The sequence below is a fragment of the Halopelagius fulvigenes genome, assembly GCF_055398025.1.
In genome coordinates this window covers 2,664,264-2,683,569 of the sequence record NZ_AP043846.1, presented here as the reverse complement: position 1 = coordinate 2,683,569, position 19,306 = coordinate 2,664,264, and the positions used below count along the sequence as shown (strand labels likewise).

The window sequence follows — 19,306 nt, the reverse complement described above, 5'->3', positions numbered from 1 at the left end:
AGCATTAGTCGTCACCTCCGACACGCCGCACGCTCACCGAGTGGTGCATGTCGAGGATCACTTTGCCAGTGCGCTCGCCCTCGCGGAAGTGGCGTTGGTTGACGAGCAGGTATGTGTTCGCGTTCGCCCACTCGCCGGAGACTTCCACGGCGTGCTGTTCGACCGCCCCGTTCTCCATCGTCTCGAACGGCCGGGAGCCGGCGTCGCGGACGACGAGCGGTTTGCTTCGGTCCCCGAAAAGGACTTCGTCCCCGACGTCGAGGTCGCGGACGTCGTCGATGCGTTCGATGCGTTCTTCCGTACTGCGGTATTTCGTAGACATGCTTTCGTTTCCTGCGAAAGCGCGGTCGGTGTCTCCAGCACCGGCCGATTCTGCGACAGTCCGAATCGGCGAGCCACGCTTCACAGATGTTAGTACATTTGCTAACACCATAAAGGTTAGAGCACTTGCTAACATTACGATATGCGCTAAGTATTAGTAGATGCGCTAACTACCATTGGGTGAGAGGTTAGCAAATACTACAATGCAAACAGATGTAGTCCGGGGCATGGCGAAAACTCGGGCACTCCTTACTGAAACAGAGCGTGAACAGTTGGCAGGAGACCATGGGAATAACCGAAAGTACCAGGCGACATCACGGGCGAGACGGCGAATCGAAGACGAACTCCCTGCGGACGTGCGAGTGATGCAAGAACATCAGCAGGACCTGTTAGGCGAACTCCGTGGGGTTGTTTGCCCCGACGAGACGGCCGACGTCGACCTTGACGCCGTCCGCGACGCCACACGGGATGCGAGAGAGGCGTACGAGAGCGTCGACGGCAACGGCGTTGAGGACGCCCTCGACCGGCTCGAAGAGCTACTCGGGATGGAGGACACCGATGGCGACGTGTGAGACCTGCGGCGAGTACATCAGCCTCAAACTCGTGTCGTCGCACGACTCGGACCCGATCTCGACATTAGTTTCTTCCCCGCTCAAGAGTCTGGGGAAGTCGGGAAGAGTGTCCCGCGGAACTTCTACTGCGGGACAGAGTGCGCGATGGAACGCTTCGGCGAGGTGCTCTGTCGGGACTGTTCGTCGAAGCCGGTCGTGTTCCGGGTGAGGTGTTCGAGCGGGCTCTGTTCCTGGACGTACCGCGTTGAGGAGACGGAGTTCAACCGCGGACACGCGAAGACATTGGCTCAACAGGAGGCGAACAACCACGAGAAAGAGAAACGCATCTTCGACGACGATCCGATGCACACGACGACCGTCGAGGAGGCGGCCCGTGGCGAGTAAGACACTTCGACCTACAGGGAGAAGGAACGGTTGAGGGCCCTCATGACTGACGAACGCCGATTCACCCACTGCCCCCGATGCGGTACAGAAACCAACGGCAACGAGGTCTACCGGATGCCGATACAAGGGGACACACCGGACGCCAATCCCGCTGACGAAGCCGCGACCCCCGACCGCCAGATGGTCAACACCGAAGAGTGGATACGGTTCCTCCCCTGCGAGTGCGTCGTCCCGCCCGAAGAGTACGTAGAACTGTTCAAAGAGCGCATGGGCCGATGAGCGACGCACCACGCGGCGCGGCGGGCGTGGAGTTCCTCCGTCTCATCGCGGCGGTGACGAGTTGGTTCCTGAGAGTCATCATCCGGTCGGACTCGTGTCCATCGTCGTGGTCGTTCCCTACGCGGCCTTCATCGTGTGGGCAACTCCGGAAGTCGGGGACGTCCTTGGGACGGGCGGGATGGCGGTGGCGCTACTCGTGTTCTTGCTCCTGACCATGCCGGCGCTGGCCGTCTGCTTGCTTGTCGTCTCGCTCGTCGCAATGGAATACGTCCCATGGGACGTGGTCGACGCCGGGGGTCCGCGATGAGTGACTTCGACATGTTCGAGTATGGGTGGTTCTACGCGACGACCGAGGGGCGCGTGAGTATGCTCTCCTCCAAGAGCAATCTTCACGACATGACCGTCGATGAGGCGAAAGCCCTCCGAGACGAGTTAGAGAAGGCCATCCAGAAGGCCGAGGAGTTCGACGATGACTGACGGCGAGACTATTCCGAGTCGCCGCCGACTGCTTCAGCTATCTCGATGAACCATCCGACCATCTTCTGAAGGGCAAACATCGTGGTAAGAGTGGTGAGTGCGACAAAATGGCCGAGGGTAAATATAAGCAGCGCGGCAAGCCCCCAACGAACCATCATCTTCCAAGGACTGCCACCGCACACCAGATCCACGAACCATGATAGCAGCATCGCTCCGGTCTCGTAATTTGCCCGGATGCCGAGTACCGAGGAGAACACTCTCGGTGTCGACGACGTCGGCGTGGCGAAGGGGTCCGCGGCCGTCGTGGTCGTCGTGGCCGACCGTCGCCGCCGTCGCGACGCACCGCCAGTCGGCGTTCCAGCCTGCCCGATCGCGTCGCCGATCGCGTTGAGGTGGCTCTCTGTCACCGAGTCGAGCTTCTGCGCAGCTTCGAACACCGATTCGAGGTCGGGCATCGCGTTGTGAGTCGGGGCGAGCGCGTCAGCGGCCGTTTCGTTGACAGCAGCGACGTGTTCGAGAGTACCCCTGAGTGGTTCGAGTTTCTCCTGCTCTTTGGCCATGCGTTCCGCAGCGGGTTGGTACGTCTCTGCAGCGTTAAGCGAGGCCTCCGTGACTGGTCCGAGCGCCTTCTGCATCGACTCCAACATGTCGGGGGAGATGAACGGTCCGAAGGTGTTCTCGTCGTCGTCATCGTTGGAGTCCGACATTTATGAATCGCCTCCGAGAGGGACCTGACCCCGGCCGCTGAGCCAATCGCCGAGTAGTTCTGTCACAAATATTGCCGATGAAGTCGAGTATTAAAGCCGTTGCGTCTCCGTCCGCGTCAGAGACGTTCAGCTCCGCACACACCACCGTTTCCAGTGAACCTGCCCTCGCCTGAGTTCAGATGTCTCTCACGGCGGGCTGACAGACCACGAAAAACAGCGCCGAGGCTACGGCTCGTACGGCTCGCCGTCCAACAGCACCTCGGTATCGTCAGGGACGTGGAGCCGCCGCAGCTCGCCCATGAACATGTAGGTCGCAGACCACCCATGTTGGGCCCGGCCATAGACGTACCACGTACCATCATCCTCTTCAACGGTCGAACTCGCCGGGGAGATGCTCACTTCGTCTTCGGCGACGAAGCCGTACTCGCAGGTCGTCGCGAACGACAGATCAAGCTTGTGCGTCTCCTGCTCGCCGTCGCCCGATCCGCCCGACACCCCCGAGTCAGACTGATCCTCCTCGGGGTCGCTTGCAGCGGTGGGGTCTCTCGCACCGTACTCGCCGTCTGGTTCGGCCTCGCCGTAGTGGTTGTCTCGGACTTCGACGCAGTCCCACTCGTCGACGTGGACCTGAATCACCGCTTCGTCAGTCCACCCGTTCGGCGTCGCACGCGGCTGCTTATCGTTGTAGAACCAGTTCAGGTAGATCTCGGCTTTCTCCGAGGGCGTCCCGCGGATGGCGACCGCCGGGACGCGACCGCCGCCGGAGCGCCCGCCGGCGTTCTCGACGACGCGCACCGTGTTGTGGTGAATCTTCATTCGCGTCCCGCCGGGGCGGTGCTGGTCGAAGACATGCGAGATAGCAGGGGCATCGACGACGTTGTACCGGATTTCGTACCCGCCGCCGTTGCCCTGGACCGCGTGGCGGACGTGCCAGATCCGGTTGTACTCGATGATGGGGTACTCGCTGCCCTCGGTCGCGACGCCGTACCCATGCCCCATCCGCGAGCAGTGATGGATGTCGCAGTAGCGAACACGCGTATCGTCGCCGGTCCGAACGCCGGCGTAGCCCCACCCCGACAGCGAGCAGTTGTCGACTTCGACGCCCGTACTCCCCTGCGCGTCGATGCCGAGTTCCGTCGTCTCCGTCTCGTCAACCCAGTTCCACCGCGGCCCGGCGACGCGGAACCCCGTGATGCGGACGTTATCCCCTGCTTCGAGCATCGCCCACGGGTGCTTCTCCGTCTTCAGAAGCGCGCCCTTCGAGCCGTCGTGCCCGCGGTCCGAGGCGAGCGTCACACCCTTAGGGACCGTGAACTCGCTCTTGCCCATGTCGTCGATGGCGGCGTCGTCGGCGACGAAGACGACGTCACCCGTAGAGGCGTTGAGCAAGGCGTCGTTCAGTTCGGACTTCGATTCACAGACCACGTCGGCATCGTCGGCCGTGACGATGCGCGAGTAGCCCTCGCTGCCACCGATCGGACCGTCAGTTTCAGTCATTTGTTGTGTCCTCGCAGATCGGCGGGCGTGTACGCCTCGCCGTCGATCAGGATCTCGGTATCGTCAGGGAGGTTCACCAACGGGAACGACGCGCCCGTCACCTTGAACACCGGAGACCAGCCGGATTGGGCGTAGCCGTGGACGTACGTTTGTCCGCCCTCTTCGTAGACGTCCGCGCTCTTGGGGTGGTCGTGGATGCTGCCGTCGACGGCAAAGCCGTACTCGACCGTGGTCTTGAACGTGAGTTCGAGCGTCTTCGCGTCGGCAGGAACGTCACGTTCGCCGTCGCTGCTATCGTCGACGGGGTCACCCTCGACGGTCACCTCGGCGTCGCCCTGGAGCAGCTCTACGGACTCGACATCGCCGGCGATGTCGTACGTGTCCGTATCCCCCTTGTCGGTGATCCACGCCGTGATGGTGCCGTCCTTGATGGTGTCCCACTGCTCGACATCGTCGGTCGGCCAGATATCGTCTGTCGTGATGATGCGATACTGCGTCTTCGTGCCCGTGCCCGTCACGACGAGCGACTTCGTCGAGGGACGCGTGGACTCGTCAGGCGCGGTCGTCTCCTCGTCGAGCTGCGGCCGCTGGCAGCCGCTCCCCGCGGCCGTCCCCGTGTCGATCCCCGACGTCGGGCAGGAGAAACACCCGCCGTCGACGGTGACCGAGCGTCCGCCATGCACGCGCGCAGTCCCTGCGCCCGAGAACGAACAGTTCCGGAACGTGATCGACTGATCGTCTGGTTCGGTACCCCAGCGGGCGTTCGTCAGGGCGTCGAAGGGGCGACAGGCCTCAACCTCGGAGCGGAGGCGGGAGTTCTCGATCGTGACCGGGCCCACGTTCCCGTCGGCGAAGGCGAGTCGGGACTTCTCCGGCGCGCTCAACAGGAGGAACTCGGTGTTCGAGATGGTGACCGGAACAGACGAAACGCCCTCTTTGGTGTTCTTCGTTTCGAGCACCGGGCCGTGAGGGTTGATGAACTCACCGCGATTGTCGGGATGGGCGTTGTCGGTGTCGATCACGAATTCGCAGTCGCGGACCGTCGCCGGGCGCTGCCCGCCGCCGAGTCGAATCGACGCCTGGTTGTTGTTCTCGAAGCGTGTCCGAATGAAGTGCGTCGAGCCGCGTGTTCGCGAGCAGTAGATCGCGTTCGTCCCGCAGTTCGCGAACACCGAATCGACGACGTAGAGGTCGCCTTGATGCTTGCTTCCGAGCCAGATGCACCCCTCGTTAGCGTCGCCGTCGAGGTGGCCGTGCGAAACGATGTTCGTCGGGCCTGTTCGCTCGATCCGCCGCAGGATAACCGTCCCGTCCGGGGAGGTGGCCATCACGGCCAGATTGTCGGCCGCGCCGTCGCCGTCCGTCGGGTTGAAGCCCTTGAATCGGACGTTATCGACGAGGATGTCGCCGCCGGCTTTGATGAGAAAGCCCGCGGAGCCCTCCCACTCCTCGCCGTAATCGACGACGACGTTTTCGATCGCGAAGTCGCCGCTTACGCTACCGCGGAGGATGAAGTGCGTACCCGCGCCTTTGTAGCGAATCGTCGCTGTCGGTTCGCCGTTCTCGTCAGTCGGCCCGGAGATGACGCAGTCCGATCGCGGCGGGTTCTCGCGGGTGGTCGTGTACGTGACGCCGTCCTGCAGCTCGAAGCGAGTGGCCTCGTCTGCTCGCTCCAGGGCGCGGTCGAATTCGCCCGGGGGGACACGAATGGTTCTGGTTGTTTGGACGTCCGATGCGTCTTGAAGTGTTCCGTCGGGAATCTCTTCGGTTGTCGTAGGCATGTGTTGAGTGGGAAGGATCGCGCAGCGGTGTGTGTCAGAAAAACGGCGGGGAAACGGAGTGCGGTATAGAAAAACTGCAGTCTGTGAGGTGGATGGTTTCAGTTGACCGCGGCGAGTGAGACGGTGGGAGGGGATTCCGCTCTTAGAGGCCTACCCAGGCCCATTCGCGGAGATGGACTTTTTCTTGAGAAGACGTGTCTGCGGGGGTGATATCAACCCGGATGCGTGGGGTGGTGATCGACGAGATATCGACGTCCGTGTCCGCGACGGTATACGCATATTTTGGGTATCCGTTCGCGTCGACCCGCTCCGTCATGATCCCGAAGCGCTGCGCGTCGGCTTCTTGTTGGGCCGTCAACTCCCGACGGGAGACCGACAACGAAACCCCGGTATCTACGTTGGCCTGTTCAACCCCGTCAACGACAACGACCGCGTGCCATGTCGTATTTGCCACGGGGTCTGCAACGAGCATGGCATGATTCTGTTCGGACTCGTAGAACCCGAACCGGACAGTCGCATCCGAGTCGGTATCGCGGGTGATCGACGCCGAGACGAGGGTATTTCGATGCGGAGTTGTGACACGGCCCGCGGTCGCACACGAAGCGGGTTGACCGTCCCCTCGAATCCGGAGGTCGCCCCAGCGATTCACGGCGACGTCGCCTGTAGTGTCATACTGCGAGACGGTGTCCGTGACGAAGTGATCCCAGTGGGCGGTCGTCTCGCCGTGGACCGCCGCCGTCATGTTCGGCGGCGTCGCCAGTCGCGACCCGCTCCACGCCGCGCGTCCCGGCATCGTCGGGAAGAACGTCTGCGCACGAATATCGAAGGGGGTCGTCGTCTTCGAGTGGTTGTTGTAGACGAAGTTCTGCCCCCAGTCGATGCGGTACCCCGTCGCCTCGTGGCCCTGTTTGTCCCCCTCGGCTTGCACGAAGAGGTGATTACTCTGGCCCTTTGCGACGTGGACGCCGACGTCTTCGATTTGGTTGAGTTGCCCCCACCAAAACGACCGGTCTGAGGTTTGCGGATCGTCTTCGTCGCCGATGATGATACCGCGCTGCATCCCTGTTCCCGACACGCAGATGCGATTCATGTGCCCGCTGATCTGTTGCGCCCGCTTGCGGATGATCGCATCAACCGGGCCGCGGCATTTCGGCCAGTGAATCGTCGACGAACTAATATCACAGAGGTGGAGCACATCGCCCGGATCATCCACGTCCGCGACGTCGAAGGAACCCGGGCCATAGATATTGACGGTGTTGCCGATGCCTTTGGACTCGATGAAGTTCCCCGTGAACGAGTCGATGTCTATATCCGACCCACGGAAGTCGAGTGTGTAAGTCGAATAGTCGGTGTCGGGGAGCGAGAGGGTCTGCGTCCAGTGTCCATCTGGGTTATCCTGGCCGTCCCCATATGCGCCGGGTTCGAGTCCGACGATCCCCCCACACGGCGGGAGTGCGTCCAACTTCGTTTGCATGTCATCCGGCGAGGTCGCCCGTGAAGAGGCCGTCGTGTTAGTCATCGGTCGTTAGATCGGATTCGGTGAAATGCCGTACAGGATGTTCACGTGATACAGGAACATCGTGTCATTCGCCGTCCCGTCCGGGTTTTCGATCGAGACGAACGGGGTGTAATCCAGCGTCGGGTCGGGGAGCGCTGACGCGTCCGTGAGTCGGTTCCCGAACGCGTCCTGATACCGGTGGTAGAGTTCTCCCGACGCGTAATCCCAGTAGATCCCTGACGTGACCGCGCCAGAGGGGATGATATTCCGTGTCGGGAGTAGCGTCTCGGTCCCGGCGTTGGAGACTGCGACATTTGCCGCCCCACTCGACGGGCTGTTGACCGGTTGATGGACGATGCTATTCCCGGCACCGTCCTCGAAGCCGATCCCGACGTTCGCGTCGTCGTAGACGCCGACGTTGCCGCCAAATCCGAACGTGACCTCGAATCCGAAAACCCCGAACCGACCCGCGGCGTCGGGGGTGAATGGCCCCATGTCAACCCGGGCAGCGTCTCCCTGCGTTCCCCCCGTGTCCATGAGCGCCCGTCCTCCCATCGTCGTCTCTGTCGAGAGCGTCGCGGCCCCCGTCGAGGCGTCAGTCATCCAGGACGCAAGCGATCCGTCGAACCCGTGGGAAATCTCCTTTTCAAACCGGAATCTGTTTTTCAGCGTCATTGGTTGATCTCTCCGAGTTTCGCCCGCGCGACACCGATGTTCGAGTTGTTGCTGACTTTCGCGTAGTAGAACATGTGCAAGTATTCGCCGTCGTTGTAGAAGTCGTAGGCGTTCACGCCAGTCGCATCGGCCCACGCCGGGGGCGAATAGACGACTTCACCGCCGCCGAATGCTGTTTTCTCATGATCGCTGAACGGGAGCGCTCGTGCGTGAGGCCCTGCTCGGTCGCCGTAATGGATAGCAACCCTCCCGCCCACCGACGAGAGTGCCGGAGACCCTCCGTTATACTCTCTCGGCGCGTAATTCTGCCACTGAGTGTTGTCGAAGGCAGGGGAGGGCTTCGTCTCCCAATTCTCGCCGTCCATGGACCACGCGACGCCGATCCCGGGGGCGTTGTTCGGGCCGTCTCGCCCCTGGTACACGCCGACGAACTTCCGACCGATCCGGCGGACGGAGAAATAACTACGCTCCTGTTCGTCCCACCGGCCATCCGCGGAGCACTTGAGGACCTTCTTCTGAAGCGTGAACGACGTGCCGTCTCCAGAGAGCGGCGCGGTCATCAGATAGGTGTCCTGGCTCCCTCCATCTGGCGAGTGAACGTAGAGGTTGAGACGGCTGTTCCGGGAATCAACCACGGCAGACGGGGAGGCGACGTGGTTGTCTCCGAGTGCAGTGTCGGAGATGACGCGTCCGTGGAAGGTCCACGGCCCCCACAGCGATGGTGCGGTTGAGAGCTCGATTCCCGCGCCCGCGTCGTGGCCCGACCAATAACAGTAGTAGGTGTCGATCGGGGAGGCGAGGGCTTCTTCGGCATTTATGATCGTCGGGTATGTTGCCCCGTCGGGCGATGCGCTCGCGCTCCCGTCGATTATTGGCGAGCCTTTGTCTTCCCACGTGATATCCTCCCACGACCAGTCCCGCTTTTGGTTCTGGATTCGTGGATTCGCCGGCGTGACCGGCGTCGCAGAGAGGTTATCGACAATTGAGTGCCGCGTGGAGACCAGATCAGCGTCGGCCGTTTCGGGCTTGATATCAAGCCCATCGACAGGCGAGATGTTCGTGTTGATATCCGCGTCGACGTACTTTTCTAGCGGGATGTTCGGGTCGTCGTGAACGAGATCAGCAACGTCGGGCGCGACGATATCCAGTGGTCGGGACGCAGAGACGTCGATGCCTTGTGCATCCCATCTCCAGCTACCGCTCGTCTCGGTGTACCTAACGATTTTTCCAGGTGCCATAGATGTGTCTTGTGAAGTTCTTTCTGCAGTGGTTCGCGGGCGGTGCGTCCGGTGGTCAGTGTGTTACTGGGTCTTCTGCAGGCGGCGGACGTCGCGTTCAAGCCCGTCGAGGATGTCGATCGAGTCCTTTGGCGGGTTGATTTTGAGTGTCGCAGTCGCCTGCCCGATTGATTCGCTATACGAGACGGTTTCGATTGGGTATTGCTCGCCGCCCCACTCGGGGATCTCGAACAGATAGCCGGGAAGGACAAGCTCCGGGATGATTACGATCTCTCCCGAGAGTGTGTCCTGGCGGAGCCGTTCTTCGAGCGCCGAGTCGGCGCGGGCTTGACAGTCCGCGTCCGTCGTGAGTGTCGGGTCGGTGATCCGCCAGGGGATCGTCTCCCCGAGCGCATCGATTTCAGCTTGATCCGATGCCGTCGCCGACACTTGCGTCCCATCAGAGGAGATTTTACCCTTGACGATGACCTTGTTCGCGTAATCAGTCACGCTCCCCGTCGCGGAGTCGTCAACCGACGTCCACGTCCCTTGGCGGACGAGGGCGCCGGGTTTGTACGACTCAACAAGACGATCCGCTGCGGTATGCTGGACGGTGAACCGCATCCCTACGCGCTCGTGGAGGTCTTGAAGGACTTCGAGTGGCGTCCCCTCAAACGTCCCATCCGAGAGCGTCGTCGCCGTTTCCGGGTCATAGACGGTCGCGGTGAACGTCGTGTGATCGGTCCAGAATCGACGGATCGCTTCCGAGACGCGCAGGCCAGAATAGTCGACCGTGATATCCCCACGGGCAAGTTCGAGCGCCGGCCCGCGGCCGGCCAGCGTCGCCTCTTCGCCTCTGCCTGGCCCCGGGAACTCCTCGACGCGCCCCTTGAAGATGAGCGAGTCGCCGTAAAACAGGTCCAAGTCCGCGAACTTGAACGACCCGAGGCCGTTGATCCGCGGGACAGTCAAGGAGACGTCCGACGGCGCCGTATGCTCTAACGTGAGATCCATCCCAATGATGGACGTGATGTCAGTGCGGCGACCGTCGGCAGTCGTCAACCGGGCTCGATAGCCCTGCTCACTCTGTGGGCCGAGCGTCCCGCCCCGCTCCCCGCCGAGAGTCGCCCCCTCACGCTCGCCGAGGGTGAACCCACGAGCGGCCGGGCGCGGGGCGCTCGTCGAAAGGTCAACCATCTCAGGCTCCGTCGGGCGTTACGGCGAGACGGTCGGCTCGCACTTCGCCACTCCCGCCGTGCATCGTGATCCCATAGCCGCGCCCACGGTGCGCCGTCGAGGCCGTCGGCGAGGTGATTTCACCGAGCATCGTGTCCCGGGCTCCCGACGCCGTCGAATAGATGCGGCTCGGATGCACGCCTTCGCCCCCGCCGTCGTAATCGGTCTCCAAGATGTACCAGTTCGGCCACGAGACGGAGACGGAGACGCTCCCGAGCGTGTCGAAGTTATTCGAGTCATCGGCGACTTGCAACCGGAGGAGGCCATCGGGATCGAGGCGGACTCGGTTCCCCGAGTAGTAATCGTCCGACTCGCGGCCGAAGGTGAACCACATAGTCCGCGCGTTCGTCGAGTCGAACCGGACAGCGATCGAGATGCGGTCCCCCGACGAGGCGTAGTAGCTGAGGCCGTCACCAGGCAGCGAGTAGTCGCGCGTCCACGTGTTGTTGCTCCACGCGGCGGCCGCATTCCCCTCGAACGCGGGCGTGTTGAAGGTGTACTCGGAACCGCCACCGCGCCAGTTGGCGTTGATGCTCTCGTCGAACGGCTCAACGACACGCTCGGAGGGGGCGCCGATCGTCCGGACGAGCGTCGTGTTGACGCTATGGACCTCGTTAGTGTCCTCGCGATAAACACGGATCTCGCCCGCAGTCGTGTTCAACCACTGCCGCGTCGAGAGGAGTTCCTCATCCGGAGGATCTGACGAGAGTGCGGGGATCGCCCCGCCACCGGTCCCGGCCTTGATCCGACGATCGGTCCTGAATCGCGGTTCGAGGTCGCCCGACGACGTTGCTCCTGGAGGCACCCAGATTTCGGCGAGCGGGACGGCGTCCAGCGCCGCCGAGTCGGGGGGCGCAGGCTGCCAGGTCTTGTCGCCGACGCGGTCCTCGGGAAGCGGCGGCGCAGGACGCCCCTGTTTCACTCGGATTGCACCCTCTCGATCGACGTAGATCAAGTCCTTCCGCGGGTTGACGGGGTCGCCGGGTTGGAGCGTGACGGCCCCACCGGAGACGGACAGTTGTCGCCCGTCATGGACGACCCGTCCGCTGGCGACCTGCAGCTCGATCGCTGAGGTTGAACCGCCGATGATCACGCCGCAACCGCGGTCCCACCCGTAGCCTTCGCCGCGGCGATTCAGGTTATTCAGTGTGAGCGCGTCGCTACCGTCGCCGATGAAGTTTCGCTGTGGCATGAGTCGAGAAGATGTTCCGGCTTACCGTCGGATCTGAAATGCGTTACGAACGTCCGCGGCCGTCCACTCCTCGCCGAGCCGGTCCGAGAGGAATGTCGCCGCTTCATCCGCCGTGACGACGGACACGTCCGAGTGTTCGGTGAGGCTGTCTGGAACGGTCTCTTCAGTCCGCGCGGCGTAGGCCTCGCCGAGTTCGGGGTGTGAGACGACGAACCCGACGTAATCGAGCCCGATGTCGACCGCCGGGCCGGGGATCGTCACTTCCCCGCGCTTGCGCTCGCCGACCGGGAGCACGATAAACGTCGACATCTCAGATCACCCGCTTGGCGAGGCCATCAATAATGCTCAGGTCGCTTTTCGACCCGTGATTCTCCCAGATGATGCGTAAGCCGGCGTAGTTGGTCAGCTCTGCTTCGGTGGCCGTGATATCGACGAGCGTGTTGGAGGTGTCGAGGCGCGTCTGGGTGAGGCGTATCTCACCCGTACTGTGAGTGTTATCGTCGAAGCGCTTGATGCGCGTCTCGATCCACGTGCTTTCCGGCGGGACTGTCCCGACGCTCGCGACCTCCGAACCCGTCCCGCTAGTCATTTGGTCAAGCGTCGTCTCGCCGTTGGCGACGTCGTTCCGAAGCCGCCAGAAGTTGTTCCCGTCGGAACTCCCGGCGAACTGTAACTGGAAGACCGAGGGTTCGTCGCGGTAGGTGTAGATCCGCGCCTCCTCGCCGAGCTCGAAGTAATGGGGCAGTCCATCGCCCGGATAGGAGTCGATATCGCAAAAGTTCGCGTTAGTGTCGGCGCGGACCGCGCCCGATCCCTCGTAAACGGTGGATGTCTCCGGGCCGAAGTCGCCCGTGTCGCCCGTCCAACCGCTGTGGAGCCCCGTGTTGAACGAGTCGATGGTGAGCCACGAACTCCCGCCGATCGCGCCAGCGGTGGTGATCAGCGCACCCCCGTCAGTCGGAAGCCCACCCATTAGAACACCTGGTATGCGGCGGTTAAGGTGACGCTCGATGGGCCGTCCCCGTCCGCGGTGTAACTCGTCGATGTGTCGTTGTCGATCGTAATGTAGTAGACCGAGGTCGAGTTTGTGGTGTTTTCGACGGACCAGATCGGGTTGCCGGTGGTGTATATGTTGTTTATAGCGTCGGTGCCGCTGACTTGGTTTTTATCGGAATCTGTGAGCTCGACGGTGAGATGGTTCTGCGGGGGGCTTCCGTCCCCCTCCGCGATACCAACCATGAAGACGTCGAGCGTCGCCCCTGGCGGGACATGAACAGGCGAGTAATAGTGATCCCCACCGTTGGGGGCGCCGTCCTCCTCGATCGTAACGTTAATCGAGAGGTTTGGCTGCGCGATGACCGCATTCGGCGTGATCTTGTAGGGGGTAACCGACAGATTCCCCAGGATCTCCCTCGTGACCTTTCGGGAGCCGTCGACCGGGATATATTGCGGGTGATCGTCATCGCTCAACCCCGAGAGATTCCCGTGGTCTGCGGTGATCGACTGGTCGCTGACGACGGGAATCCGTCGATCCCGAACATACTCGACATGGGGGTCATCCAGGTCGTTCGCGCCCGTCGCACGCGCAGGGACCCATATCTCGGCGATCGGGACGCCAGTCGTCCCGACAAGGTCGGGCGGAGAGGGTTGACGCGCTTGTCTCGCTTTCTTCCCCTTCGGTTGCGGAGGTTGCGGGACGCCTATCTCACAGTCAAGGGCACCATTCTCATCGACATAGACGATATCCTTGCGCGCCCAGTCGGAGTCACCCCGTGGGAGCGTGATCGACTGCGCATCCACCGAGACAGTCGTCCCCTTAATCCGGACGTCCCCGGTCGTGACGGAAATCTCGATCTTGTCGTCGCGGTCGACGAGTGACGGATCGGCACCAGAACTCCACCCCGTTCCCGTGAGCGCGTCCGTCAGCTGGCCGATTTCGAGAACGTCAATATCGTCTCCGGTTTGCGTCGTGAACATGTCGGGTAATTACTGATTCCCGCTCTGGACGACGTTCGTCGCGTTCGCGTCGATCGTGACGGTCCCACGGTTGTTCGTCACCCAGACGTAGCTCGCATCGGGTTCGTTCATCTGCACCGCGGTCGCCGTTCCCGCAGTGCAGTCACAGTTCTGAACGCGGAGATTCGTCAACGCGTCATACGAGGCGTTGGTCGCGATGACCGCCGCCACGTTGCCGCTCGACGTGTCGATGCGGGACCTGGAGACGGAGACGAACTCGACAGTCCCCGCGCCCGCGGTGACGACGCCCCGACCGGCATGTCCCCCGACGATGTCGAACTCGTCGAGCGTCACGTTCGAGACGACCTCGCCGGTGGCGCCCGCTTCGATGGTGACCGCGTCGCCAGTCCCCGTCGATTCGAGCCGTCCGGCGAGGGTGACGTCCGAGACGTTCGCGCCGGCCGAGTGGATATAGACGGGGTCACCGCCGCCGGAGACGATATCGAGGTCTAACGCGACGCCCGTGACGGCGCCGGTCGCTCGAACCTCGACGGCGTTTACCATCTGGCCGGACGGATCGTCGATGCGCCCCTCGATGTCAGCCGACCCTGCTTCGATGTAGACGCCCGTTTCAGTCGCTCCGTTCCGCGGGATGAGCGTCACATCCGTCGCGTCGATCCGGCCACCCGCCTCGACGACGAGCCCGCGCCGGCCACAGAGGAGTTCGGTCCCCGAGAGTGTGATCGCGCCACCGCTGTCAGTGACGACGCACCCCCCGGAGGCGGAGGCATTCCCGAAGTCCTCCTGGCCGATGTAGCCGCCGACGACCTCGATATTCTTTACCGGCCCCTGGTGCGTGCTTACACCGGCGAGAGTGAACTGCTCGATCTGCGGGTTGATGACGACCGCATCATGCGAGGACTTGTGAAAGTCGATCCCCCGGCGGACCGGTGTGGTACTCGCACCGCCGCCGGCCACCTTCGGCGCGATGAGCGTGAGGTCCTGCGACTTGTGGTGTTGGAACGCCTCACCCTCCGAGGAGCCGTTCAGATAGGGCTTCTCGATCGTGCAGCGGTCGGTCGTATGTCGCCAGCAGTGATAGACGCCGAGTGCGTTGAAGATGAAGCCGTTGACGTGGACGTCTTCGTAGACGCTGTCCGCACACCAGTCGAACTTGAACCACGACGACGTCTGCGCCGAGTCGTCGCCCTCACAGCGCAGGTTTTCGATGCGCGGCGATTCGAGGAGGTCGACCTGGTAGAGGGTGGCGTTGTTCGCCGTCGTGAAGTCCTCGCGGGCGGTCGTCGACATCGTGACGATATTGTTCGTCGTGTCGACGGACGTCACGCGCCCGAACGTCATCGCGTTCGCGGTGTTGACGTTGACCGAGCCGTTATCGAAGAGGTAAACGTAGTCGTCAACCGAGAAGAGAGAGGCGTCCGTCACCGGGATGTCGTTCGTCCCCTGCGAGACGTCCGCCGATAGCGCCGACGACGCCTGGACGCCACCACCGCGGAAGACGATCGCGCCGTCTTCGTTGATGTCCGTGGAGTTGACCGTCCGGGTGAGGGTCGCGTTCTCGCCGCGGATGGTGAGCGGTTTGTTGATGACGTGCGTGCTGTCGAGTAGATACGTCCCGTCGTCGATAACGAGCGTGTCACCGGGGTTACAGTCCGCGATAGCGAAATCGAGGCCAGTGTCCGATGTCGTTGCCCCGGAGGGGTCGGCGGATTCGTAGTTCGAGAGATAGACGGTGTTCGGCGGCCCTCGCCGTCGCGGTTCGTAGATCTCCTTTGCACTGCCCTGATGGACGAGACGCCGGCCGTTGTTCTCGATCAGCTCCGTCCCCTGCCCGTCGACGACGCCTTTGAGCTCGGCGTTGGTCATGTTCCCGACGCCTTTCGGCGAGTCAACCCCGTTTGCAGAGGTGGCGGACGTCCCCGATATGGCCGTGAACTTCGTCCCCGGCCCGCCAGAGAGGGGGTGCGACCCACTGGAGGCCGTGATGTTACTGCTGACGAGGCCGACGTTCGCCGAGTCGGTCACGTTGATCGCGGTGGCGACGTTGCCCTCCCCGATGTTACAGCCTTTGAGTTTGATGGTGCCCTTCTTGATGCCGACACAGATGCCCGCTGTGCCGTAGTTCCCCTTCTGGTAGATGTTGCAGTCGCGGGCCGTCGCGAAGCCGTTCAGTTGGACCGAGGCGTTGAACTGGATGCCGTCAAGGAACGAGTCCCCCTTCCCATAACACGCCCAATTGATTCCGTTTTCGACGACGACGTCGGCGGGGGCGGAAGGATTGCCTAAGAAGGTCACGTCCGCCAGCGTCGAAAGCCCCGTCATCACGGGGGGCCTGTAGGTATTCGATCCGTTGTTGTAGACCGCCGGGAGATTCCCGTTGCTGTTCGGGACCGTAAACAGATCGATCACTACCTCATCAGAGAGGAAAAACGGCAGTGAGTCGATGGCTCCCTGGAGCGTTAGGGGGTCCGACTGCGTCCCCGCAGCGTCGGCCGTCCCGTTCGGCGAACAGTAGAGCGTCCGCTTGCCGGCATCCCACGCAAGCGGGCGCGAGACGAGACCCTCGGAGACGTTCTCCGTGCTGAAGGTGACCGTCGTGTCGGTCGGGAACTCATCAACGCCATCGAAGTCGATGGTGAACGTCTCGTCCTTATCGTTGTGGGAGGTGGTGATGTCAGCGCCGGCAGTGATGAACCCGGCGACGACGTCGCGAACCGACTCTGCATCGCCGGCAGGCGATCCCAGACGCCGATCTTTGAGATACTGGATCTCAGGGTCGTCGAGGTCCGTCGAGGCGTCCGCCTCTGCAGGGACCCATACCTCCCAAAGGGCGAGGTAGTTGCCCGCCTCACCATCGAGTTCTTCGACGCTCGGTTGGTACGCATCCTCGTCGGTCGTCCCGTCCGGGAGCGCCGGTTCGGGCGTTCCGGGGAGGACGACACACGAACCGGCGGTGTCGACGGCGATCAGGTCCTTCCGCGGATCGTCGAGGTCGCCCGCCTGCAGGGAGACCTGCTGGGCGTTGACCGAGACGGTGGTCCCACCGAGGCGGATCTCCCCGCTCGTGATGTCGACGGTGATGTCCGTCGAGTCACTGGTGAGCGAGGCGTCACACCCGGACTCCCACGCATCACCGTTCGACAGATGCAGGAGTTGGTTTATCGTCAGCGAGTCGATGCTGTTCTCGGATTGGATTTCTAACGGCATGGATTAGTGAAACAAGAGTCAGGGCGCGTCGCGGCCGGTCAGAGACTGTTGCGCCGGCGGGCGGCGATGACGGCCTGCCGGGTCGGGAACTCCGCCGTTGAGGCGATGGTCGTCGTTTCGATCTCGAGCGTACACTGGCGCTCGGGGAGACTCGTCCCGTCACTGACACCAGTTACGACCGCCCAGCGGGGGTCGTGGACGCTGTCGCGCGTCGGCGGTAGCTCACCCGTCGCCGTCGTCGCCGGGGCGTCCGCAGCGAGCGGCCGGATGCGAACCAGATTCGACGCCCCGGCCTGCTGCTCACGAAAGTAGCAGTCCACCTCGGGCGTCTGGTAGACGACGACGCCCGGCGCGCGGCGGCCGTACTGTTTGAGCGCGCGATACCGCTCGACGTGGTCGGCGATTTCGTCGTCGGGCTGCGGCCACATGGCGACGCGATAGGTCGCCGATGCGCCGGGTGTAATCGGCGGGACGCCGTTTTCGGCGCTCAGTCCGTCGACGCGGACGGAGCCGATGTGCCACGGTGCGAGGACGGAGTCAGGTGCACCGCCGTCGCTCCCGCCACCGGGGAGGGAGTAGTTAGTGTTATCGTAGCGTGACTGGTCGTAACGTGGTCTGTCGGGCATGGGTTTGTGAGGAGAGGGCTACTGGGCGGTCGGGGGCGATTCCCTGATACAATCAGTGTATCTGAAGACTGAGGTATACGGACGAAACGCGACGCTCTTTCTCTGAACCGACTCGGAGAAAGGAGGGGTGCGGGAACACCCCACCGCGCTTCTTAGAGAAGAAACACCTACTTCCGATTGCACGTTTCTGTACGAACACGAAAAGTGGACTTTTATTCAAAAGCAGTGTAAGGATACCTCTCATGGTGTAGCGAACGGAGGGAAGAGGGGAACCGCCACCGTTACCGTAAGATAGACGATGAGCGCTCCGATGACCGCAAGCGTCAGGGCGGGATTTCCAGTCGTAATTGATGTCACAAGTCCAGAGGTGAAGATTTCCATACTCATTTTCTTCAGTTCCGCGAGTATCCGGTTGACCATGCTGTTCATGCGAGTCTCACGTTCGTGGTGAAACCCCTCTGAGGATTCGAACCTTATTGACCAGTGTTCGCACCTTTGATGGTCAACCGGCTAGACTTGTGTTCACGTGGTTGATTTTTCCATCTAATAGCAGATAATGTTTGCCTTTGTGCGAACACGGGCTGAGATTGGTAGGGAGAAGAATTAGTCTGTGGCCGGCGTCGGCTGCAATAACTCCCGGTAGTTCTCCGGAAGACGTGTTCCATTAGCCCTCATCTCTTGGACCAACGCGTCTGCTTGCTCGAACGCTATTGACTCAGCACGAATAAGCTCGCGCATAACACCAAGACTACCCATCAACTCTAGTTCGAGGCGTTCACAAACAGTACGCGCTCTTCCATCGTCAAGGACGCAGGAATATGTACTCCCACTCGATTCGTATTTCTCGCCAAGGGCAAGAACGGATAATTCTCCGCGCCCTAGGCCGAGGTACCGGTTCGATAGCTCTTCTCGGCGATCAGGATCAGTATTAACGACCTCAGACTCCGATTGAACCCGCTCCACCATCGGACCATCCGACAACACTTCATCCATTACCGTTTCTGTTGTCACAGGAGCGTAGTCACAATCGATTATAGAGTCGAACACGACCAAATCTTCTAGCTCGTCGCACCAAGAGATGATGACTGAAGCATCCAAGATGAGCCTATGCACGTATCGCCCCTCGGAACTCCGACATCGGTACACCAGCTAGCTCCGACGCTTTCTCAAGACTGACTTTACCGCGTTCATAGAGATGCCGGGCAACCTGCTTCCGTTTCCCTTCTAAGCCCTCCTTCTCCATCGAGTTCTTCGTCATCTCTGGATACGTATAATAGACATAAACCAGCAGTTCGTCCCTAGATAAATCGTTCGCAAAATCCTTGATATCCTCTACGAGATACCGAATTCGATCCGGTATCTCAGCATAGACATCCTCAACCAAATCTTCGCCCTTTGGAGTGAGTGCAACACCAAGACGAGTACGTTGGACGAGACCGTACACCTCGAGTTTGTCGTGTATTCCTTCGACGGTCTCGCTGAATGGACCTCTGAGGTAAGCCTCGAACTCAAGGGCCTCTTCCAGCTTCGGCATATTCTTCGCGACCAGGAACAGCTCCTTCTGTATCCACAAATCTCCTGGTACCGCATCACCCCCATTTGCGTGTAATAGCAGCAGGTAGAGTTTGTCCACCTGATCCAGATCGTCGTCTATCATGCC

At 61.8% G+C, this 19,306-nt stretch carries 21 protein-coding genes and 1 pseudogene; 5 read left to right on the top strand and 17 right to left on the bottom strand.

Annotated elements, in window-relative coordinates; all coding sequences use genetic code 11:
* Nucleotides 1-4: 4 nt before the first annotated feature.
* Nucleotides 5-322, bottom strand: a complete 318-nt coding sequence (locus tag ACZ522_RS18810; protein WP_379696057.1) for a hypothetical protein — start codon at nucleotides 320-322, stop codon at nucleotides 5-7.
* 226 nt (nucleotides 323-548) lie between these two features.
* On the opposite strand from ACZ522_RS18810, the pseudogene ACZ522_RS18805 reads away from it, so the two are divergent.
* The 5 genes and pseudogenes from ACZ522_RS18805 to ACZ522_RS18785 all read left to right on the top strand — a co-directional run.
* Nucleotides 549-755: pseudogene (locus ACZ522_RS18805) on the top strand (hypothetical protein); the annotation flags it as partial.
* A 282-nt stretch (nucleotides 756-1,037) separates the two neighbouring features.
* Entirely contained in the window at nucleotides 1,038-1,277 is a 240-nt protein-coding gene (locus ACZ522_RS18800; RefSeq protein ID WP_379696059.1) for a hypothetical protein, read from the top strand.
* A gap of 42 nt (nucleotides 1,278-1,319) precedes the next feature.
* Nucleotides 1,320-1,556 carry a hypothetical protein gene (locus ACZ522_RS18795; RefSeq protein WP_379696061.1) on the top strand — a complete coding sequence of 79 codons (237 nt, stop codon included), beginning with the start codon at nucleotides 1,320-1,322 and terminating at the stop codon, nucleotides 1,554-1,556.
* Nucleotides 1,557-1,650: 94 nt separating this feature from the next.
* A complete protein-coding gene (locus ACZ522_RS18790; RefSeq protein WP_379696063.1) occupies nucleotides 1,651-1,863 on the top strand; it encodes a hypothetical protein in 213 nt (70 codons plus the stop codon).
* On the top strand, nucleotides 1,860-2,033 hold the full coding sequence (locus tag ACZ522_RS18785) for a hypothetical protein (RefSeq protein WP_379696065.1): 174 nt from the start codon (nucleotides 1,860-1,862) through the stop codon (nucleotides 2,031-2,033). Before ACZ522_RS18790 ends, ACZ522_RS18785 begins: the two co-directional genes overlap by 4 nt.
* An 8-nt stretch (nucleotides 2,034-2,041) precedes the next feature.
* On the opposite strand, the gene ACZ522_RS18780 is transcribed toward ACZ522_RS18785, so the two are convergent.
* The 16 genes from ACZ522_RS18780 to ACZ522_RS18705 all read right to left on the bottom strand — a co-directional run bounded on the left by ACZ522_RS18780 (nucleotide 2,042) and on the right by ACZ522_RS18705 (nucleotide 19,303).
* Nucleotides 2,042-2,740, bottom strand: coding sequence for a hypothetical protein (locus ACZ522_RS18780; protein ID WP_379696067.1), 699 nt, complete (start codon nucleotides 2,738-2,740; stop codon nucleotides 2,042-2,044).
* 225 nt (nucleotides 2,741-2,965) lie between these two features.
* Nucleotides 2,966-4,237 carry a right-handed parallel beta-helix repeat-containing protein gene (locus ACZ522_RS18775; RefSeq protein WP_379696069.1) on the bottom strand — a complete coding sequence of 424 codons (1,272 nt, stop codon included), beginning with the start codon at nucleotides 4,235-4,237 and terminating at the stop codon, nucleotides 2,966-2,968.
* A complete protein-coding gene (locus tag ACZ522_RS18770) occupies nucleotides 4,234-6,018 on the bottom strand; it encodes a hypothetical protein (RefSeq protein WP_379696071.1) in 1,785 nt (594 codons plus the stop codon). The genes ACZ522_RS18775 and ACZ522_RS18770 overlap by 4 nt, the downstream gene beginning before the upstream one ends.
* Nucleotides 6,019-6,160: 142 nt before the next feature.
* Entirely contained in the window at nucleotides 6,161-7,492 is a 1,332-nt protein-coding gene (locus ACZ522_RS18765) for a hypothetical protein (protein ID WP_379696072.1), read from the bottom strand.
* Between the two features lie 51 nt (nucleotides 7,493-7,543).
* Nucleotides 7,544-8,191, bottom strand: coding sequence for a hypothetical protein (locus tag ACZ522_RS18760; protein ID WP_379696074.1), 648 nt, complete (start codon nucleotides 8,189-8,191; stop codon nucleotides 7,544-7,546).
* Nucleotides 8,188-9,429, bottom strand: a complete 1,242-nt coding sequence (locus tag ACZ522_RS18755) for a glycoside hydrolase family protein (RefSeq protein ID WP_379696076.1) — start codon at nucleotides 9,427-9,429, stop codon at nucleotides 8,188-8,190. The genes ACZ522_RS18760 and ACZ522_RS18755 overlap by 4 nt, the downstream gene beginning before the upstream one ends.
* A gap of 63 nt (nucleotides 9,430-9,492) precedes the next feature.
* Nucleotides 9,493-10,605: a hypothetical protein gene (locus tag ACZ522_RS18750; protein WP_379696078.1), complete on the bottom strand. Its 1,113-nt coding sequence runs from the start codon at nucleotides 10,603-10,605 to the stop codon at nucleotides 9,493-9,495.
* Nucleotide 10,606: 1 nt separating this feature from the next.
* Nucleotides 10,607-11,836: a hypothetical protein gene (locus ACZ522_RS18745; protein WP_379696080.1), complete on the bottom strand. Its 1,230-nt coding sequence runs from the start codon at nucleotides 11,834-11,836 to the stop codon at nucleotides 10,607-10,609.
* A gap of 21 nt (nucleotides 11,837-11,857) precedes the next feature.
* Complete coding sequence (locus ACZ522_RS18740; protein ID WP_379696082.1) at nucleotides 11,858-12,145, bottom strand: hypothetical protein; 288 nt, start codon at nucleotides 12,143-12,145, stop codon at nucleotides 11,858-11,860.
* Between the two features lies 1 nt (nucleotide 12,146).
* Nucleotides 12,147-12,809, bottom strand: a complete 663-nt coding sequence (locus ACZ522_RS18735; RefSeq protein ID WP_379696083.1) for a hypothetical protein — start codon at nucleotides 12,807-12,809, stop codon at nucleotides 12,147-12,149.
* A complete protein-coding gene (locus tag ACZ522_RS18730) occupies nucleotides 12,809-13,813 on the bottom strand; it encodes a hypothetical protein (protein ID WP_379696085.1) in 1,005 nt (334 codons plus the stop codon). Before ACZ522_RS18730 ends, ACZ522_RS18735 begins: the two co-directional genes overlap by 1 nt.
* Nucleotides 13,814-13,822: 9 nt before the next feature.
* Complete coding sequence (locus ACZ522_RS18725) at nucleotides 13,823-17,020, bottom strand: hypothetical protein (protein WP_379696087.1); 3,198 nt, start codon at nucleotides 17,018-17,020, stop codon at nucleotides 13,823-13,825.
* 38 nt (nucleotides 17,021-17,058) lie between these two features.
* On the bottom strand, nucleotides 17,059-17,646 hold the full coding sequence (locus ACZ522_RS18720) for a hypothetical protein (protein ID WP_379696089.1): 588 nt from the start codon (nucleotides 17,644-17,646) through the stop codon (nucleotides 17,059-17,061).
* A gap of 240 nt (nucleotides 17,647-17,886) precedes the next feature.
* A complete protein-coding gene (locus ACZ522_RS18715) occupies nucleotides 17,887-18,075 on the bottom strand; it encodes a hypothetical protein (protein ID WP_379696091.1) in 189 nt (62 codons plus the stop codon).
* 174 nt (nucleotides 18,076-18,249) lie between these two features.
* Nucleotides 18,250-18,759: a PIN domain-containing protein gene (locus ACZ522_RS18710; protein ID WP_379696093.1), complete on the bottom strand. Its 510-nt coding sequence runs from the start codon at nucleotides 18,757-18,759 to the stop codon at nucleotides 18,250-18,252.
* On the bottom strand, nucleotides 18,752-19,303 hold the full coding sequence (locus ACZ522_RS18705) for a hypothetical protein (RefSeq protein WP_379696095.1): 552 nt from the start codon (nucleotides 19,301-19,303) through the stop codon (nucleotides 18,752-18,754). Before ACZ522_RS18705 ends, ACZ522_RS18710 begins: the two co-directional genes overlap by 8 nt.
* Between the last annotated feature and the right edge of the window lie 3 nt (nucleotides 19,304-19,306).